At 63.7% G+C, this 9,644-nt stretch carries 16 protein-coding genes; 10 read left to right on the top strand and 6 right to left on the bottom strand.

The annotated features are described in order from the left end of the window. Positions 1-153 precede the first annotated feature (153 nt). Entirely contained in the window at positions 154-819 is a 666-nt protein-coding gene (locus tag GB880_RS06895; protein WP_154494117.1) for a S24 family peptidase, read from the bottom strand. Between the two features lie 84 nt (positions 820-903). Here GB880_RS06895 and GB880_RS06900 point away from each other — a divergent pair, with 84 nt between their 5' ends. After that, the gene (locus tag GB880_RS06900; RefSeq protein ID WP_154494116.1) at positions 904-1,119 is read left to right on the top strand and encodes a hypothetical protein; all 216 of its coding nucleotides are present in this window, start codon (positions 904-906) and stop codon (positions 1,117-1,119) included. An 80-nt stretch (positions 1,120-1,199) separates the two neighbouring features. Further along, positions 1,200-1,469 (top strand): hypothetical protein, encoded by a 270-nt coding sequence (locus GB880_RS06905; RefSeq protein ID WP_028716904.1) that lies wholly within the window; start codon positions 1,200-1,202, stop codon positions 1,467-1,469. 672 nt (positions 1,470-2,141) lie between these two features. On the opposite strand, the gene GB880_RS06910 is transcribed toward GB880_RS06905, so the two are convergent. The 4 genes from GB880_RS06910 to GB880_RS06925 all read right to left on the bottom strand — a co-directional run bounded on the left by GB880_RS06910 (position 2,142) and on the right by GB880_RS06925 (position 3,408). After that, a complete protein-coding gene (locus GB880_RS06910) occupies positions 2,142-2,402 on the bottom strand; it encodes a hypothetical protein (protein WP_154494115.1) in 261 nt (86 codons plus the stop codon). Beyond that, positions 2,389-2,796 carry a type II toxin-antitoxin system HicB family antitoxin gene (locus GB880_RS06915; protein WP_028716903.1) on the bottom strand — a complete coding sequence of 136 codons (408 nt, stop codon included), beginning with the start codon at positions 2,794-2,796 and terminating at the stop codon, positions 2,389-2,391. Before GB880_RS06915 ends, GB880_RS06910 begins: the two co-directional genes overlap by 14 nt. Before the next feature lie 12 nt (positions 2,797-2,808). Further along, positions 2,809-2,997 (bottom strand): type II toxin-antitoxin system HicA family toxin, encoded by a 189-nt coding sequence (locus GB880_RS06920; protein ID WP_028716902.1) that lies wholly within the window; start codon positions 2,995-2,997, stop codon positions 2,809-2,811. Positions 2,998-3,177: 180 nt separating this feature from the next. Next, positions 3,178-3,408, bottom strand: coding sequence for a hypothetical protein (locus tag GB880_RS06925; protein WP_154494114.1), 231 nt, complete (start codon positions 3,406-3,408; stop codon positions 3,178-3,180). Between the two features lie 212 nt (positions 3,409-3,620). Between GB880_RS06925 and GB880_RS06930 the strand changes: the two genes are divergently transcribed. The 7 genes from GB880_RS06930 (at position 3,621) to GB880_RS06960 (ending at position 7,949) form a co-directional block, all read left to right on the top strand. Then, positions 3,621-4,499, top strand: coding sequence for a hypothetical protein (locus GB880_RS06930; protein ID WP_154494113.1), 879 nt, complete (start codon positions 3,621-3,623; stop codon positions 4,497-4,499). Positions 4,500-4,505: 6 nt separating this feature from the next. Then, positions 4,506-5,516, top strand: coding sequence for a helix-turn-helix domain-containing protein (locus tag GB880_RS06935; protein ID WP_154494112.1), 1,011 nt, complete (start codon positions 4,506-4,508; stop codon positions 5,514-5,516). After that, positions 5,513-5,869, top strand: a complete 357-nt coding sequence (locus GB880_RS06940) for a hypothetical protein (protein ID WP_154494111.1) — start codon at positions 5,513-5,515, stop codon at positions 5,867-5,869. Before GB880_RS06935 ends, GB880_RS06940 begins: the two co-directional genes overlap by 4 nt. Positions 5,870-6,006: 137 nt before the next feature. Beyond that, on the top strand, positions 6,007-6,237 hold the full coding sequence (locus GB880_RS06945; RefSeq protein ID WP_154494110.1) for a hypothetical protein: 231 nt from the start codon (positions 6,007-6,009) through the stop codon (positions 6,235-6,237). 8 nt (positions 6,238-6,245) lie between these two features. After that, positions 6,246-6,650, top strand: coding sequence for a VRR-NUC domain-containing protein (locus tag GB880_RS06950; RefSeq protein WP_195840834.1), 405 nt, complete (start codon positions 6,246-6,248; stop codon positions 6,648-6,650). After that, positions 6,647-7,339, top strand: coding sequence for a hypothetical protein (locus GB880_RS06955; protein WP_154494108.1), 693 nt, complete (start codon positions 6,647-6,649; stop codon positions 7,337-7,339). Before GB880_RS06950 ends, GB880_RS06955 begins: the two co-directional genes overlap by 4 nt. Positions 7,340-7,343: 4 nt before the next feature. Further along, entirely contained in the window at positions 7,344-7,949 is a 606-nt protein-coding gene (locus GB880_RS06960) for a hypothetical protein (RefSeq protein ID WP_154494107.1), read from the top strand. A gap of 260 nt (positions 7,950-8,209) precedes the next feature. On the opposite strand, the gene GB880_RS06965 is transcribed toward GB880_RS06960, so the two are convergent. Continuing rightward, entirely contained in the window at positions 8,210-8,404 is a 195-nt protein-coding gene (locus GB880_RS06965) for a hypothetical protein (RefSeq protein WP_154494106.1), read from the bottom strand. Between the two features lie 735 nt (positions 8,405-9,139). On the opposite strand from GB880_RS06965, the gene GB880_RS06970 reads away from it, so the two are divergent. Next, positions 9,140-9,550 (top strand): hypothetical protein, encoded by a 411-nt coding sequence (locus GB880_RS06970; RefSeq protein WP_154494105.1) that lies wholly within the window; start codon positions 9,140-9,142, stop codon positions 9,548-9,550. Positions 9,551-9,644 lie beyond the last annotated feature (94 nt).

The following is a 9,644-nucleotide window of genomic DNA, read 5'->3' on the forward strand; positions in this document are numbered from 1 at the left end:
ATAGAACGCCTCCCCAAGGGCTGTGGGGAATATTAGCCAGTCCTGCTCGCCACAGTTCCAGCACGCTGATTTCAGCCTTGTCGCGAGGCTTTGCTTGATCCTCGCCAGATCACTTTCGGCAAGTTTGCCTTGTTTGTCCATTTTCTTGTCCCGTCACAGCCGCTCAACCATCTCGGCCGGCAGCGCCAGCCTGACCCGCGCCGCCCACTTGATGCGCTGGTTGTGCCTGGTCTCCGAGGTCGGGTTCAGGCTGATCAAGTGGAACAGACCGGGCTCGTCGCCGCGCTTCACCTGCTTGACCCAGGCATTGCCCTCGGCATCCTCGACGATGCAGGGACGGCCGATGTCCTCCTCCGGGATGCCCTCATGGGTGGCGCGCGTGTAGAAAAGCACGTCGCCCGGCTGATACATCGGCACCATGGAATCGCCTTCGACCTCGACCGCAACGATCCCGCGCGGCGGACCGTGTCGCAGCAGCTGCGCCGGGGCGGCAACTCGGAAAAGGCCATCGCCTTTGGCGTAAGCATCAACCAGCGGGACCGCAGCGCCTGCACCAACTTGACCTGCAACCGCAATCGATGGCCGATCCGGTCCCTCACCAATGCCGTGGATCAACCAGGTTTCTGAAACGCCGAGTGCGCTTGCTACCCCGGCAAGGGCTGTGACAGTCGCCCCCGCCTCCTCACCGCCTTCAGTTCGCCGCCGCCAGTTCCGGATTCCGTCTCGCGACAGTCCGGCCCTCAGCGAAAGCGCGTTATCCGTCAATCCCAGCTGGGCGCTGCGATCTGAAATACGCTTCAGGATATCTTTCATGGTCATGCGGTCATTCTGCCGCCTCATGCCGAACGCGGTAGCGGTAAGATGACCATTGACGGCGCGGTCATATGACCGCATATCTATCTCATGATTGAGATCGATGCCCTCATCTCCCGCGCTGACGCCTACAAGGCGGCATCTGGGATCGTGGATGATACCACGGTGTCTTATCGCGTTTTCGGCGATACGAAGAAGCTCAGCGCCCTTCGCGCCGGAGCGGACATCACTGTGCGTCGCTTCAATCAAGCGATGCGCTGGTTTGATGATCACTGGCCCCGCGAAACCTCCGAGGACGCGGCATGACCGTTCATCATCCCGCGCCCTCTTTCCGTTCTGGTGATCGTCCGTCTGCACGCGGACACAACAGCACAGGATCATCTGAAATGTCTTTCCGAAAATGCGGCGGCGAGGAGGCCGAGCGCGCCTGGTTCGCCGGGCTGCTGTGGCGGGCGTTCCCGGATGCCCGGAGCGAGAACGAACTGGCCGAGCTGGCGGCGGATGTGCTGACCTCGGACAGCCGCCCGGTGACGCCGCGCACGGTGCGCAACTGGCTGCGCCGCGAGAACGCCCCGCATTTCCGCTATGTGCTGAAGGTGATCGCGCTGGTCGGTGCCGAGTCTGTGTTTCAGGTCATCGATCCGGAGGTGCAGTGATGCGGATCTGGTGGCGCATCGCCCAGCGGTATTATGCGGCCCGTCACCGGCGGGCCGTGCGGCTGGCGGGGGCATCCTCCGCCGCGGCTGCCCGGTTCAAGTCGCAGTCGGAAAAGTTTTTCCACAAGATCAAGGGGGCGCGGAAGCAATGACCTCCTCGCCCTCTGACAGCATCCCACATGGCACGTCTCGCGGCTATCAGTATTACAGGTGCCGCTGCGACGCCTGCCGCGCCGCCGAGATTGAGCGCCAGGCCGACTGGCGCCGCCGTCTGCGCGAGGGCAAGGTTCAGCATCGCCCGCATCACCCGTCCTGCGTTCCGGTCCGGGTGCGCGGCAAGGTCTATCCGTCGATCTCGATGGCTGCGGCCGCTCTGGGCATCGCTCCGACTTCGATCGGCCACCAGCTGCGCCAGCGCGGTGACGCAGACCGCGCGGGGCTGGGCGCGAAGGCGCCTCGGCGCTGGACCCGGCACAATTCCAAACCGGTGCGGATCCACGGCCGCGATTTCCGTCGATCCGCGCGGCGGCGCTGGCCATGGGTGTTTCGGAAGCGCATCTGCGCCGGCATTTGTCCCAGGCATGACACCGCGCTATTCGCAGTATCTGCTGGTCAAGATCATGCAGGCGGACGCGCGGGCCGGTGTCGGAGGTGCGGAATGATCGCTGCCGGTTACCCCAGCGCCTTGCGCAGCACCTCGTTCACGAAGGCACTCTTGTTGTCGAGCTTGTCGAGCTGGGCGGCAATCTCGGGCTCGATCATCAGGTTCATGCGCACTTTCCGCTCGGCGGCAGGCATGGCCGGGCGGCCGCGCTTCGCTGTGGCGAAAAACGTGTCGTCCAGTTCCCGGACCTCGCCGTCCTTGCCGATGAGAGCATCTCTGGCGGGCGAATTGTCCTGGCCGGAAGCGGCGCCGTTGTCAGTGCGCCGCATGGATCTCCGCCCGTGCCGCCGAGGACAGGAACGCGCTGCGCGTCATGCCGCGCCGCGCCGCCTCGGCGTCGATGGCGTCCAGAAGGCCCGGGTCCAGGGAAATGTTCACCCGCTTGGGCGATCCGCGGTCCAGGATCAGGGCGACATGGGCGATCTGCGCCCCTTCGCGCCATTCGGCAAGGGCGGGATCGGCCAGGATATCGTCAACGCTGCGGGGGGCAGGGACGTCGAGGCCGTCCTCGCGCATGCCCTGGACGTGGAAAGCCAGCGCCTGCTCGCCGCGCTGGATGGCCTGCTCGACCGTATCGCCGTCCGAGATGGCGCCGGGAAAATCGGGGAAGCTGATGCCGAAGCCGCCGGCTTCGTCAGTATGCAGGAAAGCGACGTAACGCATGCTGGTCTCCTTTCAGCGCCAACCGGCCTGTCGATAGATCGACATGACGGTGCCGGGTTTGATGTCCTTGTTCGGGTGCGGAACGGTCACGCGGCCGGGTTTCTCCGGGTGCTTGAACTGCCAGTGATCGCCCTTGACCGCGACCCGGACCCAGCCGTCCGCTTCCAGCATCTTGATCAGCTTCCGGCTGTTGCGTTCCATTTCCGCCCCTCTTTCTTGTGTATACTGATACACAAGGAAGGTGGCGACCGCAAGCGTTTTGTGTTTTATACTACACAATGTAAGGGGCGAATCTGCCTCTGCGTGTTGGATCGGGCGAACTGCCCCCAAGCTTGCCGCCCGATCCTTTTTTATGGCAGCGGAGCGAACCGCCGCCGGCGCTCAAAACAGCGAACCTTGGCCTTGGCGACCGCCGCTCCTACCATTGCCATGGCCAAGCGCTTCGTTTACCCGGCCTTGGTTGGTTCCGAGCATTGCTGCAATGTGTTGCTGCTTGAGGCCTTGCTGGTAGAGCAGGCGAGCGGTTGCTGCCTCCTTGTCGTCAAGGCTAGACCGCTGAACCGTGATATGGTTCAGCAAGACACCCGTTTCCGGGTGATAGTAAGTAGCCATGGTTCTTCCTTCCACGTGGCTGCTGTGGTGCCGCTGTCTGTGCGAGTGCAGCGGCTTCACCCGCAGGGCGACTCGTTGGCGCGAGTCGTCCTGCACCTCCCATTTTCTGGCACGAACAGGGAACAGTTCAATCCATATTTAGTGGATGGATCACGCGCAGCCACAAGCTTCTGGGGTGCTCGTCGCCTGAACGGGTGCGGACGAGGTGTAGAATGACCGCGCTATCCGCCAAGCCGCTTTTCCGGGCCATCAGTGGCCAGGGCGCGACGGTTAAAGAGCCGCTGCCGCTGATGCCTGAGGCCCCGGTCCATGTCCGGCCGCGTGTCGAGGTTCGCCGGGCCGAGGATTTCTACCCGACGGGCCAGCCCGAGGCGGTGCGCGGCCTGCTGGCCCGTGACGGCGAGCGGATTCGCGAATGCGGTGGCGTCTGGGAACCGGCCTGCGGCGATGGGGCGCTGGTGCGCGAGATACGGGCCTTCGGTCTCGACTGTCATGCCTCCGACCTGATCGACCGCGGTTGCGATGACGCGGTCGTGGCTGATTTCTATTCGTTCGACCGCAGCCCGGCGCGGGCGATCATCACCAATCCGCCGTTCTGCGAGATCAATGCCCGGGACGGGCATGGCCGCTGGCTGCGCCATACGCTGGACATGCCGGGCTGGGATTTCCTGGCGCTGCTGCTGTCCTGGGACTGGCCGGCGGCTCGGACCAACGGGCTCGGCGAGGCGAGGCGTTGGCGGCTATCGCGGCATCGCTGGGGGTCAGCGCGGACAGCCTGCGCATGGCCACACGGCGCGTGTTCGCGGCCGACCAGGCCGAAAGCGGCGAAATCACCCCGGCCGAAATTGCCGCCCACTATCCGTGGAGGCGCAGATGATGCCCGCGGCAGCAGCAACATCCGGCTGCCCGGCGCTGGGCGCAGCAACAGGGGCACGACATGGGCCACAGATCGCACATGCATCCAGGGACACAGGTTTCGCGGCGCGCGACAGCATGGACATGCCGCGCGCTCTCCGTGTCAATGCCGTCGCACCGCAGTCCGCCGGGTCGAGGTGGGGCATGAGCAGGATATTCCCTATGCCATGGGGTGAAACGCCATGAGCCATCGCGCGATGAACTGGGCGCTGGAACAGCGCCACCTGAAGCCTGGTGCGTGGATCGTGCTGATCCAGCTGGCCGACCGCCATAACAAGGACAGCAAGCTGTGCCGCCCCGAGCAGGCGCTGCTGGCGCATGACTGCAACATGAGCCGCGCCACCCTGAACCGGTATCTGACCGATCTTGAGGCAACGGGGCTGATCCGACGCGTTGCGCGGGTGCATCCGGCCACCCGGAAGCAGCTTGCGACCCAATACATCCTGGCCATCGATTTCGACGATCCGCCCCATGTCGATTTCCCGGCCTGCCCGGAACTGGCCCCCGTTCCGGTCGCGGCGGGGGCGGAACAAGCAGTGAACGAAACCGATAGCCGTGTCTCAAATCTAGACACGGAAACCGTGTCTCAAAATCCGGCAAATCCGTGTCTCAAAAATGGCCAAATCCGTGTCTCAAATCGAGACACCAGTAACCCTGTAAGGGAACCTAAAAGGGAACCTGACGCGCGCGCGGCGCGCGAGGCGGGGGTGGGTTCAGAACCTGGATCCGATGACGATGACCCGAACCCTGCCGACGCCGAAGCCGAGAGCCAGAACGACATCGACCTGGACGAAGCCTTTGCACAGTTCTGGGCCATCTATCCGCTGCCCGAGCAGCAGAACGCCGCACGGCGGGCATGGCGGCGAGTGGTCACCACCAGGACGGTCAACGCGGTTCTCGCCGCCGCACGCGCCTATCACGACGACGAGCGGGTCAGGCGGGGGTTTGCCAAGCTGCCAGCGAACTGGTTGCTGGATCGCTGCTGGCAGGATAGGCCGGTCGGTCCTGTGGCCCGGCTCCCTGCGCCACCACGCGAAGTGGACCTGGACGCGCTGGCGGGGCTGTGGGCGCCGAAGCTGGCGGCAGGGGCCTTTGTGCCGCCATCGGCAATCAGCGCTGCCCTGGCGCGCCACATGCTGGACCGGGGGCTTGTCACCCGCCAGGATCTGCGCCGCAGTGGGGTGAGCGCATGAGGATTGCCCCCTGTCCGGTCGTTGACAAGAACGGCACATGGTATCCGTCCCAACGGGCGTTCCTGGAGGCCGCGGGCATTGCAATGCCCACCCTGCAATACCACCTGAACCGGCACGGCAATCTGAACCGCGTCGGCATGGGTAACAGCCGGCCTGGCAATCGTTCAGCTGCCCGGAAAACGCGCGTCGGGTGCCGCAGCTTCGTTTCGCGCAAGGCTGCGGCGGAATGGCTGGGGATCAGCATCTACCAGTTCAACCGTTGGACACGCGCCAGTGCCAGCCCCAGATGCCGCGACATGCTGATGGCAGCCTATCTGACGGCGATCGCGACCAAGCCAGAGCCAAAGCCATGACAATGCGCGCAGATCGTTCGACCCGCTGCCCCGCAGACGCCCAGCGCCGCGCGAAAGGTGGCATTGATTGCAGCGTCGCGAACGTGCTGGGTCGCGGGGACGCATCACGAACAGCCGGGGCGGAATGTAGCGTCGGCATGATCACCGTCCGTCTGTGTGGCGCTGAGATGATCGAGATTACCCGCCGGGGCAGCGCCGGCGGATTGCCCCGGAGAAGGCAAATCCTGTGGGGGGCCGAGGAAATAGGCGTCGCCTATGCCGTGACGCTGAAACGCCGGGATCGCGACGGTCTGGATCAACAGCGCGCCCTGCGCTGGGCGATGGATCGCATGGAAATTGATCTGGATAAGGGGAAAGCACGGCGATGACGTCCCGGATGACAGCAGCAGCCTTGCGTGCCCAGCGCCCGCGCAAGGGCAAAAGGCGCCGCGATGTCGAGGGACCGATCCAGCGGCAGATAGTGGCCCATCTGCGCGCGCGCTTTCCCGAAGCCATCATCCACCACAGCCCCAACAGTATCGACATGTCAGGTTTGGCTATCATGCGGCAGATTTCCAGGAACGAGGCCATGGGCACGGTCAAGGGCTTTCCCGACCTGCAGTGCCTGTTGCCGGGCCCCCGCATCTGCCTGTTCGAGGTGAAGGCGCCGGGCAATTACCCGGATGCCGACCAGCGTGCGCTGCACCAGCGACTGCGGGCGCTGGGCTGCCTGGTTGCCGTGGTGCGATCGGTCGAGGACGTCGAGGCCGCATTGCAAGGCTGGACAGGAGTATCGTCATGACCAGACCGACTGCCGAGAAGCTGCACGGCCTGCTGGAACAGGTGGCATCAGATACGGGCGTTTCGGTTGAAACGATCTGCAGTAAGGATGCCAGCCCGCAGGCGAAGCTGGCGCGGCGCCGTTTCATGACATTGTGCCGCCGCGCCAGGGCAAGCCATCAGGCGATTTCCCGGGCGCTGGGCGGGGCATTGTCGAATTCGCGCATCCATCAGATGCTCTCAGGGCTGGACTGTTCTGACGATCCGCTGCCGGGCGAGGACGTCGTTACCCTTATCCTGGAAGAGATCGCGGCCGACAGTGGCATCCCGGCACAGGAAATTCAGGCCGACGGCAGCCGGCCGGCTGTGCGCGCCGCGCGGCGGCATGTCGTGCAGCGCGCCGCCGGTGCGGGTGTTTCGACGGCAGCGATTGCCCGCGTCATGGGTGGAACGGCCGACAGAATTGCGCGCCAGGTCGAAAGGGTGAATGTCTGGGAATTGCCGCCGCACGCGCTTGAGCCGTTCCGCCGCAAGGGCGAGTTCGTCCCGCTTACGCGTGAGGATTACGCCTTGCGCGCTGCGGTCAGCATGGCGGAAGCGATCAGGACGCTTGAACGGTTGGCGGTGGTCGGGGCGGTCACCGTCACCGCGGTGCCCAAGTTTGCGGGGTTGAAGGTTTATGAAGTTGCGGCCGACAGGCGGGGGCCGTGACGATATGAGTGACCAGGCCCGGTTTCGGCACTATCGCTTGAAGGGTCGGAAGATCGGTGCAGGGGAACTGGCCGATCTGTTCGGGGTCGAGCACGCGCAGGTGCGGCGTTGGGTGCAGATGGGTGCGCCCACTGTTCCTGCCGCCCCGGGGATTGCTGGCCCGCGTTTCGATTGCACCGAAGTGACACGCTGGCTGATCGAGTCCGGGCAAGCTCCACCCCAGAGTGCGAATGATAGCGAGCCCCTGCCGCCCAGCGCCCAGGAAATCGCCGATGTGATCGGGCGCCAGCGGACGCTGCAACTTATCGGTCAGTTGCCGCCATCGCCGGGTCGCAACTGGCGCGTCTGTCTTTATGTGCCCAAGCGACTGGGGCCGGATCATCCGCTGGTGCAGATGGTGGGTTGGCACGCGGCAAACCTGCTGGTGCGCGAGTTCGGAGGCATGATCCTGCAGCCCAGCAATTGCCGGATCTTGCAGCGTCGATGGCGGCATCGCGAAGTGCTGCGGATGCACCAGGATGGCGCCTCGCCCAGAGAGATCGCCGATGTCGTGGAGCTGTCGCCCCGGCAGGTCGCCAACATCATCGCCGCGCAGCAGCGGCAGGCGTGATGATCGCTGGTCGTCGCAACCGAGAATCGCAAGCGTGCCCGTTTTTTCGACCTACTGGCAGGTAAGAAAAACGGGCACGGGCAGCGTGCTGCGAAAATCGAGCACAAGGAGCGCCCTATTTGCGCCTGAGCAGAAGCCCGCCGGCCCGATCCGAGTTGACCGCGATTGCACAAGGAGCGCCCTATTTGCGCCTGAGCAGAAGCGCCAGCACGACGATCCATGCAGTCATGGTGATCGCCTGCATGGTCAGCGACAGGATTTCAAGGCTGGTCATGTCCTTTCCTCCAGGCGCCAAGATTGTGATAGATCGCCGTGCAGGCCAGGGCGATGTGCCGTGGTGCACCCTCGCGGCGGTATTTGACGACCGAATTCTTGGCGATGCCCAGCGCCTCGGCCGCCTGAAGGCCGGAAAGGCCCGTTCGATCCAGCCAGTCGTTGAAATCATCTGCGGTCATTGAAAGAATCTTTCCCTTGCGCTAATCTCTCTGGTGGAGCGGGCCTTTCGACCCGCCCCTTTCTTCACTTCCTGCGGCTGATCATCACAGCGACGGCAATCAACGCGACGATCAGCTGCAGGGTCTGAAGAACCAAGGAAAGCGTTTCGAAGCTCATCCTTGTCTCCCAGAGTTCCGATCATCCTTGCCCTGACCGGTTGAGCAGGTTGGCCTTGCGCCGCCCATGTCGCAGTATTGCGATACTGTGGGGTTCACACCAAGTCAAAATCGCAAACATGCGATGTTTTTCCAGAAGAATCATCGCAAATGTGAGACGGGAGGTTGAAGCTCGTGTGCCTTTAGTCGCCGCAGAATGAAAATGGGGCGGTTTCCCGCCCCATCTACTCGCTGAGATCCATCATTCAGGGATCAAAATGGGCCATGCCCTGAAGCCGTACATCTTCGCATAGATGCGCTGGCCGGTTTTCGGGCAGGTGCGCCAGGGTCGGAAAACCAGTCTGAAACCTGGCAGGATAGCAAACAGCTTTACAAACGCAACCGCAAAATATTCACGATAAAATTCTGCAAGTATCCTTTATCGGATAATCCACAGGGTGCTTTGTAATCATCCCGTGCTCGCCAGCACCCTCTGCGAGCGTGCGATGCCATTCCCCTTCTTAACGGCGAAATCCCGCCAGAGGAACCGCAGGCGGCGGGCTGACAACTTGCCCGTGCAATGCAGGAAAAGGGGCGGCCATGCGGGCCTGGTCAGGGCTGGCGGTCGATCATCGCGGAAGAATGCACGAGCCAGGCTGGACCGACCAGATTGCTATTTATGGCGCGCTGATATTTGCCTGGATCACCGGCGAGGCCGGGCGCGCGGCGCTGGCCGGTGCGGCAGGTGGGCTGGTGAGGTGGCTGGTATCCTCACGGCGCCGTTTGCGCGACGGCATCCCCTCGATCTTCGTGGGAATGTTGATGGCCAGTTATGCCACGCCGCTGATGGTCGTGTTGATCGAGCGTTACATCGGACCTTTGCGCGGCGACGTTCAGGGCACTGCGGGCTTTGCGGCAGGGATCATCGGCATGAGCCTGACCAAGCTGGTCATGGGGGTGCTGGACGCGCATACGCGCCGCATTTCAGGCGGGGGGCCGTCGGATGCCTGACTGGCTGCGCCTGTGGCTGCGGGACGAACTGCGGACATGGCTGGTGTTCATTGCCTGCATGCTCGCCTGGACACTGTTGCGATGATCGCAGTGT

It is taken from the genome of Paracoccus sp. SMMA_5_TC, from assembly GCF_009696685.2.
Taxonomy (GTDB): Bacteria; Pseudomonadota; Alphaproteobacteria; order Rhodobacterales; family Rhodobacteraceae; genus Paracoccus.